The sequence below is a fragment of the Rhizobium sp. BK112 genome (genome assembly GCF_014193215.1).
GTDB classification, from domain to species: domain Bacteria; phylum Pseudomonadota; class Alphaproteobacteria; order Rhizobiales; family Rhizobiaceae; genus Rhizobium; species Rhizobium anhuiense.
On sequence record NZ_JACHYZ010000001.1, the window covers coordinates 523,592 to 538,710 of the forward strand.

Sequence of the window (15,119 nt, forward strand, 5' to 3'; positions counted from 1 at the left end):
ATTACTTGACGTTGGCGCCGACGACGGAATCCCAGTTCTTGGTGATGGCTTCCTTGCCGGCGGCCTGCTCTTCGAGCGTCGGGAAGACGGCCTTTTCGTAGGCCGCTGCCGGCGGCAGCTTGTCGAGCAATTCCTTCGGGATCTTGTTGTTCTTGGCAAGATCGTTGAAGCGGATCGGGTGGCAATAGCCCTTCAGCCAGCCGAGCTGACCTTCGTCGGAATAGAGGTATTCCATCCAGAGCTTGGCAGCGTTCGGGTGCGGAGCGAAGGCAGAAATCGCCTGAACGTAAACGCCGGCAACGACGCCGGTCTTGGGAACGACAACCTCGAACGGAGGATTGCCCTTCAGGCCTTCGCCCCAGGACATCGCGTTGTAGTCCCAGGCGACGATGATCGGCGTGGAGCCCTGCGCGAAGGGAGCAGCCTTGCCGACGACCGGCACGAAATTGCCGTTCTTGTTGAGCTCGGCGAAGAACTTCAGACCTTCTTCACCTGCCTTGGCTGCGTCACCGCCAGATGCGGAAAGACCGGCGGCATAGACGCCCTGGACAGCCTGGTTGGCCGTGCGCGGGTCGCCTGCCAGCGCGACGCTGTTTGCGTAGTCGCTCTTTTTCAGATCGGGCCAATCGGCCGGCGATTCCTTGACGAGATCCTTGTTCACGAGGAACGAGAGAACGCCGTAATAGTCGCCATACCAATAGCCTTCGGCGTCCTTGGCGGTATCCGGGATGGAATCCCAGGTAGAGACCTTATAAGGCTGGATCAGGCCGTCTTTCTTAGCGGACGGGCCAAAGGAGAGGCCGACGTCGATGACGTCAGGAGCCTGCGGGCCGGTATTGCCCTTGTTGGCCTTGATCGCTTCGATTTCGTCGCCGGAGCCGGCATCCGGGTTCAGTTCGTTGACCTCAAGACCGTATTTGGCCTTGAAGCCGGCAATGACGTCGCCGTAGCCGCACCAGTCGTGCGGAAGTGCGATGGTCGTCAGGGTGCCTTCCTTCTTGGCGGCGGCGATGAGTTCAGCGCTCGGCTCAGCGGCGGCAATCGCGGTCGAAGCCACGATCATCGCAGTAGAAAGCGACAGCAGTCGAGAAATGTTAGAGATCACTGTTGTTCTCCTTCGGGTTTTCAGTGTCTGGCGATGCTGTTAATGAGCTTACATGAAGCTTGTATGACGTTTGGATGACGTTCATTTCACCCTGAATATCAGGCCTTTGCGACAAATATTCTATTTGCGACAGCGCGGTCTGTTTCCGTGAAAATCCGTCATTGTCTTTCTTCTGTTTAGTCTTGTCCTCCTAACCCGGTTTACGGAAAAGCCTGGTCTGCTCAAACAGGCCTTCCAGCGTCTTCATGCGCTCCTTCGTCTCGTCCCAGGTCGAATTCTGAACGGCCTCGATCAGCGCTTCGACGATGAACAGGGTGACGACGGAGGAATCCCAGGCCGATGGCGCTTCGATCCGGACGCGGAAGGTATGTCTGGCGAGCTTGGCCGCGGGCGAGCCCCACTGGTCGGTGAAGACGACGATCTCGGCGCCGCGTTTGCGGGCGGCGGTGGCAAGGCTCACCATTTCCTGCTCGTAGCGGCGGATGTCGAAGATGATCAGGATGTCGCCGGCATTCATGTTGAGGACATATTGCGGCCAGCTGCTGGAATTCGACGACAGCAGCGTCGTTGCTGGCCGGATCACCTGCATGTGGGTGAAGAAATACTCGGCAAGCGCGCCGGTGATGCGGCCGCCGACGAAATAGAGGCCGCGTTTGCGGTCGGAGAGCAGCGAGGCGACGCTGTCGAAAGTCGCGGTGTCGAGATCGGTCAGCGTCTGGCGCAGATTGCCCATGATGGCATCGGCAAAGCGATTGAGGATATGGGTGCCCGGCGCGTTCTGCGCCCAGCGATCGTGCTTGGCGATGGGGTTCGAGATCGTCGCCTCGACCTCCTGATGCAGATGCGCCTGAAAGTCCGGATAGCCCTTGAAGCCGAGTTTCTGCACCATGCGCACGACGGTCGGCGTCGAGACGCCGGCATTCTCGGCGATCGTGGTGATGCTGCCGAGACCGGAAACCGGATAATTGTCGAGAAGGCTTTCGGCCAACTGCTTCTCGGCGCGCGTCAGCACCCCCAAATGCGAATGTATGACGTCCGAAACCGTCTTCGACGCAACTGTCACGTAACTATGCTCCCCGGGATGGTCTGGCGCCACTTTCCCACTCAAAGTTAACAACGCTGTCATAATCCATGTCAACTACTGTCATGAAAAGAAATTTTCAGTCGATGCTTGACAGTCATCGAAACCTGAAGAATTCTTTTCTTATAAGAATTTATTAATGGATAAGGAGTGGCGCTTTTGGTGCTGGCTCGACCGAACATCCTCAGCGAAGCGGACGGCGACTGCGTCGGGATCGAGCGCATCCGTGGCGGGAGCCCGGTGCTCTTCGTCTGTGAGCATGCCTCCAGCACTCTTCCTGAACGTTTCGGTGATCTCGGTCTTTCGCGTGAAGCGCTCTCCAGCCATATTGCTTGGGATCCAGGCGCACTTGCGGTTGCCCGCATCCTATCCGACGCCCTTGACGCGACGCTCATCTATCAGCGGTTTTCACGGTTGATCTATGATTGCAACCGCCCACCCAGCTCGCCGGGGGCGATGCCCGAGACAAGCGAGATCTATGCCATTCCCGGTAACAAGGATTTGACCGCGGAAGAGCGGCTGGCGCGCACCGAGGCGCTCTACGTGCCTTTTCACGATGCCGTTCGTGGATTGATCCGTGACCGTCGGGCGCGGGGCCAAGACAGCATCATCGTGACGATGCACAGTTTCACGCCGGTCTATCACGGCCGAGAGCGGGCCGTCGAACTCGGCATATTGCACGACAAGGACAGTCGGCTGGCCGACGGCATGCTGAAAGCTGCCGCTGAGGCACCGCTCTTCAGGACGGAACGCAACGAGCCTTACGGACCCGAGGATGGCGTAACCCACACGCTGATCCTGCACGGGCTTTCGAACGGGATTCGCAATGTTATGATCGAGGTCCGAAACGATCTCATCGCAAACGATGCCGGCCAAAGGGTCATGGCCGACTATCTAAAGGGGCTGCTCCAGCAAAGCCTGGACGCCCAATAAAAAGACCCGAGGGAGCAGTCTAACTGCGAACGTCTGTACGGCGCAAATGCCGCGGACAATTGGCACTGAACCGGCCCGCAATCCCGCGGCCGATCGTGAACAGGGGGAAGTCATGTCGGATTATACCGAACTGGACAAGAAGCAGGATGTGCACATCCTGCATTCCATGGGCTATGCCCAGGAACTCGAACGACGCATGAGCTCGTTCTCGAATTTTGCCGTATCATTCTCCATCATCTGCATTCTGTCCGGCGGCATCAATTCGCTGGCGCAGGCGACCTCCGGTGCCGGCGGAGCGGCCATCGGCATCGGCTGGCCGGTCGGGTGCTTCATCTCGCTGGTCTTCGCCGTTGCCATGGCGCAGATCAGCTCCGCCTATCCGACGGCCGGTGGGCTCTATCACTGGGGTTCGATCCTCGGCAACCGCTTCACCGGCTGGCTGACCGCATGGTTCAACCTGCTCGGGCTCGTCACCGTGCTCGGCGCCATCAATGTCGGCACCTACTATTTCTTCATGGGCTCCTTCGGCACCACCTATCTCGGGCTGACGGATTCGACGGTAGTACGCATCGTCTTCCTCGTCATCATCACCGGTGCGCAGGCGCTCGTGAACCACATGGGCATCGGGCTGACAGCGAAGCTGACCGACTTTTCGGGCTATCTCATCTTCGCGAGCTCGATTGCGCTGGCAGTCGTCTGCCTTCTCGCGGCACCCTCGTATGAATTCGGCCGTCTCTTCACCTTCGCCAACTATTCCGGCGAAGTCGGCGGTAACGTCTGGCCCTCCACCTCGGGTACCTGGGTCTTCCTGCTCGGTCTGCTGCTGCCGATCTACACCATCACCGGCTATGACGCCTCCGCGCATACGTCGGAAGAGACCGTCAAGGCTGCTGAATCGGTCCCGCGCGGCATGGTCGCGTCGGTGCTGTGGTCGGCGCTTTTCGGTTATATCATGCTGTGCGCCTTCGTCCTGATGCTGCCGAACATGGACGATGCGGCAAAGCAGGGCTGGAACGTGTTCTTCTGGGCGATGGACAGCCAGGTCAACCCGATCGTCAAGGACATTCTCTACCTCGCCATCCTGGTCAGCCAGTGGCTGTGCGGTCTTGCGACCGTCACCTCGGTCTCTCGCATGATCTTCGCCTTCTCGCGTGACGGCGGTCTGCCGGCATCGAAGGCATTGTCGAAGGTCAGCCCGCAGTACCGCACGCCGGTAGCTGCGATCTGGACAGGCTCGATCTTATCGGTCCTGTTCGTCTGGGGCTCTTCGCTCGTTTCGATCGGCGACACGCCGGTCTACACGATCGTCGTCTCGTGCACCGTCATCTTCCTGTTCTTCTCCTTCGCGATTCCGATCACGCTCGGCCTCTTCGCCTGGGGTACATCGAAGTGGGACAAGATGGGTCCGTGGAACCTCGGCGAAGGCGTCTTCAAGCTCTTTGCCGTGCTGACGATCATCGCGATGATCCTGATCTTCATTCTCGGCATTCAACCTCCGAATGAATGGGCGCTCTATATCACCGTCGGCTTCCTCGTGGTCACCGGGATCGTCTGGTTCGGCTTCGAAAGCCGGCGCTTCAAGGGGCCGCCGATCGGCGCCGAAGTGGCAAAGCGTCAGGCCGAGATCGCGGCCGCCGAAGCGGCGGTCGGCGAGAGCGGCGAAAAGTAAGCATCGAGGCTTCCCTCTCAAATGGCGGGGCCGCATCCTGCGGCCCCATCACCGGTTCAACGAAAAGGCATCGGGCTGGGAGGTCCGGCCGAGCGTATGCGATTTCGTTGCCCCGATTTTCTCAATCCCAATTCAGGCGGATCAATCATGAGCAGCTACACGATCGACGATCTCAGGAAGGATGTTGCCGAAGGGCGCATCGACACGGTTCTGGCCTGCCAGGTGGACATGCAGGGCCGGCTGATGGGCAAGCGGTTCCAGGCGGAGTATTTCATCGAGAGCGCCTGGAAGGAAACGCACAGCTGCAACTACCTGATTGCCACGGACATGGAGATGGAGACGGTCTCCGGCTACAAGGCGACGAGTTGGGAGAAGGGTTACGGCGACTACACCATGAAGCCGGATCTGGCGACGCTGCGCCGCATTCCCTGGCTCGAAGGCACCGCGCTGGTGCTCTGCGACGTGCTCGACCATCATACGCATGAGGAGGTCGCCCACTCGCCGCGCGCGATCCTGAAGAAGCAGGTGAAGCGCCTCGAAGATATGGGCATGAAGGCCTATATGGCCTCCGAACTCGAGTTTTTCCTGTTCGACCAGACCTATGAGGCGGCACAGGCCTCGGGCTACCGCAACCTCAAGCTCGCCAGCGCCTATAACGAGGACTACCACATCTTCCAGACCACCAAGGAGGAAGAGGTGATGCGGGCGATCCGCACCGGGCTGCAAGGCGCCGGCATCCCGGTCGAGAACTCCAAGGGCGAGGCTTCGGCCGGCCAGGAAGAGATCAACGTGCGCTACGCCGATGCGCTCGCCATGGCCGACCGGCACGCGATCATCAAGAACGGCTGCAAGGAGATCGCCTGGTCGAAGGGCAAGGCCATCACATTCCTCGCCAAGTGGAACTACAACGCCGCCGGCAGTTCCTCGCACATCCACCAGTCGCTCTGGAGCCTGGAGGAGAAGCCGCTTTTCTTCGACCATACCGGCAAATATGGCATGTCGCCGCTGATGCACAATTACGTCGCCGGGCTTCTCGCCCATGCGAGCGAGATCACCTATTTCCTGGCGCCCTACATCAACTCCTACAAGCGCTTCATGGCCGGTACCTTTGCGCCGACCAAGGCGATCTGGAGCAAGGACAACCGTACCGCCGGCTATCGGCTCTGCGGCGAGGAGACCAAGGGAATCCGTATCGAGTGCCGCGTCGGCGGCTCCGATCTCAATCCCTATCTCGCCTTCGCCGCGCTGCTTGCGGCCGGCATTGACGGCATCGAGAACAAGCTGGAGCTCGAAGCCCCCTTCGTCGGCGACGCCTATGGCGGCAAGGGTGTCCGCGAAATCCCGCGCACGCTGCGCGCAGCCACGATTGAGATGACGGAATCGGCAATGCTGCGCAAAGCCTTCGGCGACGACGTTATCGACCATTACACCCGTACTGCCGAATGGGAGCAGGAAGAATACGATCGCCGTATCACCGACTGGGAAGTGGCGCGCGGTTTCGAAAGAGCTTAATAGGCAATCAGAGGCGGCTTGCCCCTCACGCTAACCGTTGCCGGGGTCGAGCCACTGGTCTCGACCCGTCCTTCGGACCCCCGCTTGCGGGGAGAGGGGACGTGCCCTGTGCGGGGTTTGCGGTTGGGGAAAACGGTGCTGTGTATTCCCTTCTCCCCGCGAGCGGGGAGAAGGTGCCGGCAGGCGGATGAGGGGCTATGGCCCTCGACGAAATTTTTGATCAATACGAGGACGGAAATCGATCATGGCAATGATCCAATGCATTTCACCGGTTGACGGGTCGGTCTATGCCGAACGCGCCGCACTTTCTCTCGATGCCGCCAAGGATGTGGTGGCGCGCGCCCGCAAGGCGCAGAAAGCCTGGGCGAAACGGCCGCTCGAAGAGCGCGTGCAGCTGGTGCTGAAGGGTGCTGCGCGGCTGAATGAGATGTCTGATGTCGTCGTCCCGGAGCTTGCCTGGCAGATGGGCCGGCCGGTCAAGTATGGCGGCGAATACAAAGGCTTTAACGAGCGCTCCAACTATGTCGCCTCCATCGCGGCGGATGCGCTGGCGCCTCTCGTCGTCGAGGAGAGCGAGCGTTTCGAGCGCCGCATCGAGCGCGAAGCCCATGGCGTCGTCTTCGTCGTCGCGCCGTGGAACTATCCCTATATGACGGCGATCAACACGATCGCGCCGGCGTTGATGGCCGGCAATACCGTGGTGCTGAAACATGCCTCGCAGACGCTTCTTGTCGGCGAACGGCTGGTGCAGGCCTTCATCGAGGCCGGCGTTCCCGAGGATGTGTTCCAGAACGTCTTTCTCGACCATGAGACCACGTCGGCGCTAATTGCCGCCGGCAGCTTCAATTTCGTCAATTTCACCGGATCGGTCGAAGGCGGGCGGTCGATGGAGCGGGCGGCCGCCGGCACCTTCACCGGCCTCGGTCTCGAACTCGGCGGCAAGGATCCGGGTTATGTCATGGAAGACGCCGATCTTGATGCGGCCGTCGATACGCTGATGGACGGCGCGACCTACAATTCCGGCCAGTGCTGCTGCGGCATCGAGCGCATCTATGTGCATAAATCGCTCTATGACGCCTTCGTCGAGAAATCGGTTGCCTGGGTGTCGAACTACAAGCTCGGCAATCCGCTCGATCCCGATACGTCGCTCGGGCCGATGGCAAATAAGCGCTTCGCCAAGGTGGTGCGCGAGCAGATTACTGACGCGGTTTCCAAGGGCGCCAAGGCGCTTGTCGATCCCAAGCTTTTCCCTCAGGATGACGGCGGCGCCTATCTCGCACCGCAGATCCTCGTCAATGTCGACCACTCCATGGCCTTCATGCGCGAAGAGACTTTCGGTCCGGCAGTCGGCATCATGAAGGTGAAGGGCGACGAGGAGGCACTCGCTTTAATGAACGACAGCCAGTACGGGCTGACGGCCTCGCTCTGGACCAGGGATGTCGAGCGGGCAGCGCGGCTTGGCCGCGCAATCGAAACCGGCACCGTTTTCATGAACCGCGCGGATTATCTCGACCCGGCGCTTTGCTGGACCGGCGTCAAGGAGACCGGCCGCGGTGGCTCGCTGTCGATCATCGGCTTCCAAAATCTGACGCGTCCGAAATCTTTCCATCTGAAGAAGGTCACAGCATGAGCAGCAACATCACCGCAAACTGGAGCTATCCGACATCGGTCAAGCTCGGCCGGGGCCGCATCACGGAACTGGCCGACGCCTGCAAGAGCCTCGGCATCAAGAAGCCACTGCTCGTCACCGACCGCGGCCTCGCCTCGATGGCGATCACCAAGACTGCGCTCGATATCCTCGAAGATGCCGGTCTCGGCCGGGCGATCTTCGCCGATGTCGATCCGAACCCCAATGAGAAGAACCTCGACGCCGGCGTCAAGGCTTTCAAGGACGGCGGACATGACGGTGTTGTCGCCTTCGGCGGCGGCTCCGGCCTCGATCTCGGCAAGTGCGTCGCCTTCATGGCCGGTCAGACGCGGCCGGTCTGGGACTTCGAAGATATTGGCGACTGGTGGACGCGTGCGAGCCTCGAGGGCATCGCCCCGATCGTCGCGGTGCCGACAACGGCCGGCACCGGTTCGGAAGTCGGGCGTGCCAGCGTCATCACCAATTCCGAAACCCATGTGAAGAAGATCATCTTCCATCCGAAGTTCCTGCCTGGCGTCGTCATCTCCGATCCGGAACTGACGGTCGGCATGCCGAAGATCATCACGGCCGGCACGGGCATGGACGCCTTTGCCCATTGCCTGGAGGCTTATTCCTCGCCCTTCTATCACCCGATGTCGGCCGGCATCGCGCTTGAAGGCATGCGGCTCGTCAAGGAGTTCCTGCCGCGCGCCTATAGGGAAGGCACAGACCTCGAAGCCCGTGCCAATATGATGTCTGCGGCCGCCATGGGCGCGGTTGCCTTCCAGAAGGGGCTCGGCGCCATCCACGCGCTGTCGCACCCGATCGGCGCCGTCTACAACACCCATCACGGCATGACCAATGCAGTCGTGATGCCGGCAGTGCTGCGCTTCAATCGCAAGGCGATCGAGGAGAAGATCGGCCGCGCCGCCGCCTATCTCGGCATTTCGGGCGGTTTCGACGGCTTTTACGACTATGTGCTGAAGCTCCGCTCCGAACTCGGGGTGCCGGAGACGCTGTCGGCGATGGGAATCGCGCCTGATCGTATCGATGAATTGTCGGCCATGGCGATCGAAGATCCGAGCGCCGGCGGCAACCCGGTCGCAATGACGCTCGAAAATACCAAAACTCTGTTCAAGGACTGCTTCTGACAATACGAGCGGACCAACTGACTGGCCGGAAAACCTTGGTTTTCCGGCCTTTTTTCATTCCGGCGGCATCCCCAATTTTAGGGATGTGAAAAATACCGGCTGCAATTTCGCCGCGCGTGTTTGGAATTTGTTAACCATGATTAGAAAGGATGGATTAACCGCACGATGCTCCCGAGGGTGCGTAAAAGAGCGATTCCGGCTCGCACCATCTCCTTCCGAGGACCGAACATGCCTGTCATCACATTCGCAAATACCAAGGGCGGCGCCGGCAAGACGACCGCTGTTCTCCTGCTCGCCACCGAGCTTGCCCGCAAAGGCTATCGCGTCACCATTCTCGACGCCGATCCGCAGCACTGGATTTCGCGCTGGCACGAAATATCGGGTCATGTTCCCAATCTTTCGGTGATCGATTTCGTGACCACCGCCTCGCTGCCGCAGCATATCAGCGAGAACAAGCACAATACCGACTATTTCATCGTCGACCTGCCGGGTGCGCGCAATCCGCTGCTTGCGACAGCCGTCGGCCTTTCCGACCATGTGCTGATCCCGATCCAGGGCTGTGCGATGGATGCACGCGGCGGCGCGCAGGTGCTCGAGCTGCTGCAATATCTGGACGAGAAGGCCGGCATCAAGATCGGCCATTCGGTGGTGCTCACCCGCGTCAACTCGATGGTGACGACGCGGGCGCTGCAACTCGTCAAGTCGCTACTCAGCGAACGGCATGTGCCGGTGCTGGACACCGCAATTATCGAACGCTCCGCCTTCCGCGACATCTTCGACTGTGGCGGCACGCTGCACACGATCGACCCCACGCGCGTCAGCAATCTCGACAAGGCGCGTGAAAACGCCACCTGTTTTGCCGAGGAAATGATGCGCAAGCTGCCGGTCAGGCTGACCGCCTCCGCCCGCATGGGAAACCCGCTGGTCCGCTCGGCGGCCTGATTTCCCCGTGATGAAACGAAAAGGCCGCCGGAGCGATCCGGCGGCCTTTTCTATCAGCGAAATGAAGCGGCTCAATCGACGAATTCGACCGTGACGCCCGGCTTGACCATCTTGGCCAGCTCGGTGGCATCCCAGTTGGTCAGTCGGATGCAGCCGTGGCTCTGGGTGCGGCCGATCTTCGAAGGCTCGGGCGTGCCGTGGATGCCGTAGGTGGGCTTGGAAAGCGCCATCCAGACGGTGCCGACGGGGCCGTTCGGGCCGGGCGGGATGTTGAGGATCTTGTCGTTTGCGCCCTGTTGGAAATTGATCTTCGGATTATAGGTGTAACCGGGATTGAGGGCGACACGCTCGACATTTACCAAGCCCGACGGAGAGGGAGTGTCGGTGGAGCCGATCGATGCCGGATAGGCGGCGAGGAGATTGCCGGCGCCGTCATAGGCGAAGACCTGCTTGCGGCCCTTGTCGGCGATGATGCGAGCGACTTCACCGGTCTTCGGCTCGCCGGGATTGACGACCTTGATCACCGTGCCTGGAACGCTGAAATCGGCGCCGGGGTTCATCTCCTTGAGGAAGGCTTCATCCATATGGAAGCGCTCGGCCAGCATTTCGGTGGTCGAGGTATAGGCAAGCGACGGCAGCAGCGCCTTCTGCGAATAATCTTCCGGGATCTGGGCGACGAAGGGACCGGCGGCATCGGCCGGCGTGATCGTGTAGCTGACGACGGGCAGGCCGCCGTTCAAGCGCAGCTCTTCGAGAATGGCATCGGTGTCGTTGGGATCGAGCTTCGACCCGGTCATCTGGTCATAGGCATAGATGCCCTTGGTGACGTTCGAGCCCATATGGCCGTCGATGACGCCGGGGGAGATGCCGGCGCGATCGAGGAAGACCTGCAGCGCGACGATCTCCGGCTTCGACTTGTTCTTCAGCGTGATGACGGGCTCTTCGGGTGCGGCCTTCGGCTGATCGGCAGGCGGGATCTGCTGGTCGGGGTCGATCGAGGCGTAGTCGTCGCCGGGCTGCGGATTGCCGATGCTGTTGTCATCAGGATAGGGCTGGTCGTCGAGCGGCTGCCGTTCGATCGCGGCATCGCGTGGAACGCCGCCGGTCACGGCGCCGCGCTCGGAATAACGCGTATCGCCATAGGGATTGTTGTCGGAATAATAGGGGTCGTTGCCGCCCTGGTCGTTATAGACTTCGCGCGGGCCGGGTCGCGGCGGATAATAGCCGCGGGCGCGCATCTCGGTGGCAACGACGTTGCCGTAGTCGTCGATCAACACACGATTGCCGCTGCGGTCGCGAGCATAGATATAACCTGCTGGTACATAGTCGAGGATTTCGCCGGTCGGCGTCACGAGCACGATATCGCTCTGGCGGCGATCGCGGAATTGCTGCGCGCCTGCCTCCGGCGCTGCAGCTGCAAGCGCAGCCAGGACGGCCGTAAGGCAAAATGCCGATCTCAAAAAGCGATTCACGTCTCACACCTCGAACAGTGACTGGGCAGACACACACCTGCGAATTTTGACGCTAGTGTGGAATTTATGAAAGCGTACTGAACAAAATATGAAAATCACTAAGATTTCCTTTTACTCATAAACGTTTGCGCCCTTCTGTCCGTTCCGCAAAATCCACGGTTGCTGCAAAAACACAAGATGAGAGCGGCGGCGATTGACGAATGGAGGCGTGAAACCTAACGCTACAGGCCGATAATTCCCTCAAGGAGACCGTGATGATCGAATTTGCCGCCGCAAGCGGGCCGCGCCTGATGCTGGACCAAACATCGGTGCTGGATATCGGCGGATGCATCGTCGACGGCGTCGATATCGCGCCGAAACGCGCCATTCCCGACGACGGCGATCCGCGAATCGATCACTCGCTCGAAGGCTTCCTCTTTACCTGCGGGCCGGATCACATCCGCCACCGTCAGCCGATTCCCGACCGGGGCGACGGCAAAGTCTATCCGCTGCACGGATCGGCCTCTGGCCATGCGGCAAAGGTGCTGTGGACGAAATTCGAGAACGGCAATGCCGAATGTCGCGCCGATATCGACATCACCACTGTCGAAGGACTGCCGCAGCGCATCGAACGGCTGTGGCGGATCGACGGGGCGACGGGCGAGGTGCTGCTCGAAGACCGGGTCGTCAATACCAGCGATCGGACGGTGCCGACCTTCCTGATGTATCACATGAACGTTGGCGGCAAATGGCTGGACGACGGCACGCGGCTCGAAGGCCGGATGCTGGAGAATGGTGGTTTCCCCTGGGCATTCGGCGAGGAGCCGGGCGGCATCTTCTGCGTCGCGGCGCCGGCGGTGGAGGAAGGTTTCGCGGAGGTCCGCCTCGGGCCGATCGCCGCAATCGGCGGCAGGACGCTCAGCGTGCGTTTCCGCGCCGACACGCTGCCCTATCTTCAGGTCTGGCGGAACCAGAAGCCGCCGGCCCATATCATCGGCATCGAGCCGGTGTCGCATCGCTGGGTGCTGCGCGACGAGCTCGAGGCAGCCGGTGAGTTCAACATGCTGGCGCCAGGCGAGAGCCGCAGCTATGCGCTGACCTTTACCTTTCTGTGAGCGAAGTGTTGTTGACGCTGGCAGACCTCCGTCGTAGACCTTCACCCCACGATTTTTGAGGAGACAAGACGATGGATATTCGCCAGATCGACGATGAATATTCGGTTTCGGGCCAGATCACGCTCGAGGAACTCGACGAGATCAAGGCGCTGGGGTTCAAATCGATCGTCTGCCACCGTCCCGACCACGAAAGTCCCGACCAGACGTCGTTTTCCGTCATCGAGGCGCGCGCCAAGGAGATCGGCCTCGAGATCGCCCACGTGCCTGTCGGGCCGATGGGCGTGACCGAAGAAGCCGTGCAGGGCATGGTCGACGCGCTCGACGAATTCCCGCGGCCGATGTTGGGCTATTGCCGTTCCGGCGCACGCTCGACGGCGATTTACCAGAAGACCCACCATATCCGTAACTGAGCCCCATTCCCGGGCGCAGATTTTCCGGCGCTGACCTTCAGCGCCGCCACCTTCCATTCACTCAGGAGACTATGATGAGCATTAAGCGTATCGACGTCGGCGCGCGCATGAGCGGCGCCGTCATTCACGGCAACACGGTCTATCTCGCGGGCCAGGTCGGCGAGGGCGAAAGCGTCACCGATCAGTGCAAGTCCTCGCTTGCCGAAGTCGACCGCCTGCTGGCTGCATCAGGCAGCAACAAGTCGAAAATCCTGCAGACGATCATCTACCTTGCCGACATCGCCGATTTCGCCGAGATGAACGCCGTCTGGGAAGGCTGGATCGATCCTGCCAATCCGCCGGCCCGCGCCACCAGCGAAGCCAAGCTCGCTGCGCCGAAATACAAGGTCGAGTTCATCGTCACGGCGGCCATCGACTGAAGTCGCAGCGTCCCTATCCTTCAAGGCCGGTGAGTTTTCTCACCGGCTTTTTGTTTGCGCGATTTCCGAGAGCGTACGCGTCGGCGTGATCGCCTCAGGATCGAGCTTGACTTCGATGATCGAGGGTTTGCCGCTGGCGCGCGCCCGCTCGAAGGCCGGGGCGAATTCGTCCGTCCTTTCCACCGTCTCGCCATGGCCGCCATAGGCGCGGGCAAGGGCTGCGAAGTCGGGATTGGTCAGATCGGTGCTGCTGACACGACCCGGATATTCACGCTCCTGGTGCATGCGGATGGTGCCGTAGATGCCGTTGTTGACGACCACCGCGATGATCGGCAGATCGTGGCGGATGGCGGTGGCGAATTCCTGGCCGTGCATCAGGAAGCAGCCGTCGCCGGCAAAGCAGATGACCTCGCGCTCGGGAAAGAGACGCTTGGCGGCAACGGCGGCCGGCAGGCCGTACCCCATCGAGCCGGAGGTGGGGGCGGCTTGAGTGTTGAAGCGCCGGAAACGATGGAAGCGATGCACCCAGGTGGCGTAGTTGCCCGCACCATTGGTGAAAATCGTCTCCGGCTTCGTATTGGCCTCCAGCCATTCCATGATCGGCCCCATGTGGACGGCACCTGGCCCGGTCGCCGGCGGGGTCGACCAGGTGAGATAGGCCTGGTGCAGGCGCGCGGTGCGCTCGGTCCAGTGCGGTTCGGCCGGCGCTTCCAGGTCGGCGAGTGCTGCGACGAAATCGGCCGGCGCGGCGCAGATGGCAAGATCCGGGCGGTAGATGCGGCCAAGCTCGGAAGCGTCGGGATGGATGTGCACCAGCGATTGCTGGGGGTAGGGGATATCGATCAGCGTATAGGACGAGGACGGCATTTCCGACATGCGGCCGCCGAGGAGGATCAGCAGGTCGCTCTCCTTAATCTCCTTTGCCAATGCCGGATTGATGCCGATGCCGACATCGCCGGCATAAGAGGGATGGAGGTGATCGAACAGCATCTGCCGGCGGAAGGAGCAGCCGACGGGGAGCTGGAAACGCTCGGCGAAGCTCTGAAAATCGGCGACGGCATCGGCATCCCAGCGCGTGCCGCCAAGGATCACCATCGGCCGCTCGGCCTTCAGCAGCCTTATATAGAAATCGTCGATCTGCCGGCGGCCGGGATGGGCCTCGACATTGGCATAGTGCCTGGCGCGGGGTGCCTCGACCTCGTCGCGCAGCATGTCTTCCGGCAGCGTCAGCACGACCGGGCCGGGACGGCCGGAGGTGGCGACCGCAAAGGCGCGGGTGACGAATTCGGGAATACGGGCGGCATCGTCGATCTCGCCCACCCACTTGGCGAATTCGGTGAAGGCGCGGCGGAACTCGACCTCCTGGAAGGCCTCGCGCTCGCGTGCTTCCCGCTGCACCTGGCCGATGAACAAGATCATCGGGATCGAGTCCTGCTTGGCGATGTGCAGGCCGGCGGAAGCGTTGGTGGCGCCGGGGCCGCGAGTCACCATGCAGATGCCGGGTTCGCCGGTCAGCCTGCCCCAGCAATCCGCCATCATCGCCGCGCCCCCCTCCTGGCGGCAGACGAGAACGTCGATATCGCTGTCACGCAGCGCATCGAGAACGGCGAGGAAGCTCTCGCCGGGAACGCAGGAAAGCCGCTTGACGCCATTCGCCTTCAGCGCCTCGACGATCAGTTCTCCGCCGGTCTTCTTCATGACAAT

13 protein-coding genes are annotated in these 15,119 nt (G+C 61.1%); 9 read left to right on the forward strand and 4 right to left on the reverse strand.

What is annotated here, in order from left to right; genetic code table 11:
• Position 1: 1 nt before the first annotated feature.
• Positions 2 to 1,105, reverse strand: coding sequence for an ABC transporter substrate-binding protein (locus FHT75_RS02480; protein ID WP_028755811.1), 1,104 nt, complete (start codon positions 1,103 to 1,105; stop codon positions 2 to 4).
• Between the two features lie 190 nt (positions 1,106 to 1,295).
• A complete protein-coding gene (locus tag FHT75_RS02485) occupies positions 1,296 to 2,168 on the reverse strand; it encodes a MurR/RpiR family transcriptional regulator (RefSeq protein WP_028755812.1) in 873 nt (290 codons plus the stop codon).
• A 177-nt stretch (positions 2,169 to 2,345) separates the two neighbouring features.
• On the opposite strand from FHT75_RS02485, the gene FHT75_RS02490 reads away from it, so the two are divergent.
• The 6 genes from FHT75_RS02490 to FHT75_RS02515 all read left to right on the forward strand — a co-directional run bounded on the left by FHT75_RS02490 (position 2,346) and on the right by FHT75_RS02515 (position 10,020).
• Positions 2,346 to 3,119: an N-formylglutamate amidohydrolase gene (locus FHT75_RS02490; RefSeq protein ID WP_028755813.1), complete on the forward strand. Its 774-nt coding sequence runs from the start codon at positions 2,346 to 2,348 to the stop codon at positions 3,117 to 3,119.
• Between the two features lie 112 nt (positions 3,120 to 3,231).
• Positions 3,232 to 4,788 carry an amino acid permease gene (locus FHT75_RS02495; RefSeq protein ID WP_028755814.1) on the forward strand — a complete coding sequence of 519 codons (1,557 nt, stop codon included), beginning with the start codon at positions 3,232 to 3,234 and terminating at the stop codon, positions 4,786 to 4,788.
• A gap of 147 nt (positions 4,789 to 4,935) precedes the next feature.
• Positions 4,936 to 6,300, forward strand: coding sequence for a glutamine synthetase family protein (locus FHT75_RS02500; protein WP_028755815.1), 1,365 nt, complete (start codon positions 4,936 to 4,938; stop codon positions 6,298 to 6,300).
• Between the two features lie 244 nt (positions 6,301 to 6,544).
• On the forward strand, positions 6,545 to 7,930 hold the full coding sequence (locus FHT75_RS02505; protein ID WP_028755816.1) for an aldehyde dehydrogenase family protein: 1,386 nt from the start codon (positions 6,545 to 6,547) through the stop codon (positions 7,928 to 7,930).
• Positions 7,927 to 9,078 carry an iron-containing alcohol dehydrogenase gene (locus FHT75_RS02510; protein WP_029867941.1) on the forward strand — a complete coding sequence of 384 codons (1,152 nt, stop codon included), beginning with the start codon at positions 7,927 to 7,929 and terminating at the stop codon, positions 9,076 to 9,078. The genes FHT75_RS02505 and FHT75_RS02510 overlap by 4 nt, the downstream gene beginning before the upstream one ends.
• 228 nt (positions 9,079 to 9,306) lie before the next feature.
• Complete coding sequence (locus tag FHT75_RS02515; protein ID WP_028755818.1) at positions 9,307 to 10,020, forward strand: ParA family protein; 714 nt, start codon at positions 9,307 to 9,309, stop codon at positions 10,018 to 10,020.
• A gap of 71 nt (positions 10,021 to 10,091) precedes the next feature.
• Here FHT75_RS02515 and FHT75_RS02520 read toward each other — a convergent pair whose 3' ends face one another.
• Positions 10,092 to 11,492, reverse strand: a complete 1,401-nt coding sequence (locus tag FHT75_RS02520; protein ID WP_183844621.1) for a L,D-transpeptidase — start codon at positions 11,490 to 11,492, stop codon at positions 10,092 to 10,094.
• A gap of 254 nt (positions 11,493 to 11,746) precedes the next feature.
• On the opposite strand from FHT75_RS02520, the gene FHT75_RS02525 reads away from it, so the two are divergent.
• The 3 genes from FHT75_RS02525 (at position 11,747) to FHT75_RS02535 (ending at position 13,415) form a co-directional block, all read left to right on the forward strand.
• Positions 11,747 to 12,586, forward strand: coding sequence for an aldose 1-epimerase family protein (locus FHT75_RS02525; RefSeq protein WP_183844622.1), 840 nt, complete (start codon positions 11,747 to 11,749; stop codon positions 12,584 to 12,586).
• A 71-nt stretch (positions 12,587 to 12,657) separates the two neighbouring features.
• Positions 12,658 to 12,996 (forward strand): TIGR01244 family sulfur transferase, encoded by a 339-nt coding sequence (locus FHT75_RS02530; protein WP_047610991.1) that lies wholly within the window; start codon positions 12,658 to 12,660, stop codon positions 12,994 to 12,996.
• Between the two features lie 74 nt (positions 12,997 to 13,070).
• Entirely contained in the window at positions 13,071 to 13,415 is a 345-nt protein-coding gene (locus tag FHT75_RS02535; protein ID WP_028755822.1) for a RidA family protein, read from the forward strand.
• Positions 13,416 to 13,454: 39 nt separating this feature from the next.
• Here FHT75_RS02535 and FHT75_RS02540 read toward each other — a convergent pair whose 3' ends face one another.
• Positions 13,455 to 15,113 carry a thiamine pyrophosphate-binding protein gene (locus tag FHT75_RS02540; RefSeq protein ID WP_029867943.1) on the reverse strand — a complete coding sequence of 553 codons (1,659 nt, stop codon included), beginning with the start codon at positions 15,111 to 15,113 and terminating at the stop codon, positions 13,455 to 13,457.
• Between the last annotated feature and the right edge of the window lie 6 nt (positions 15,114 to 15,119).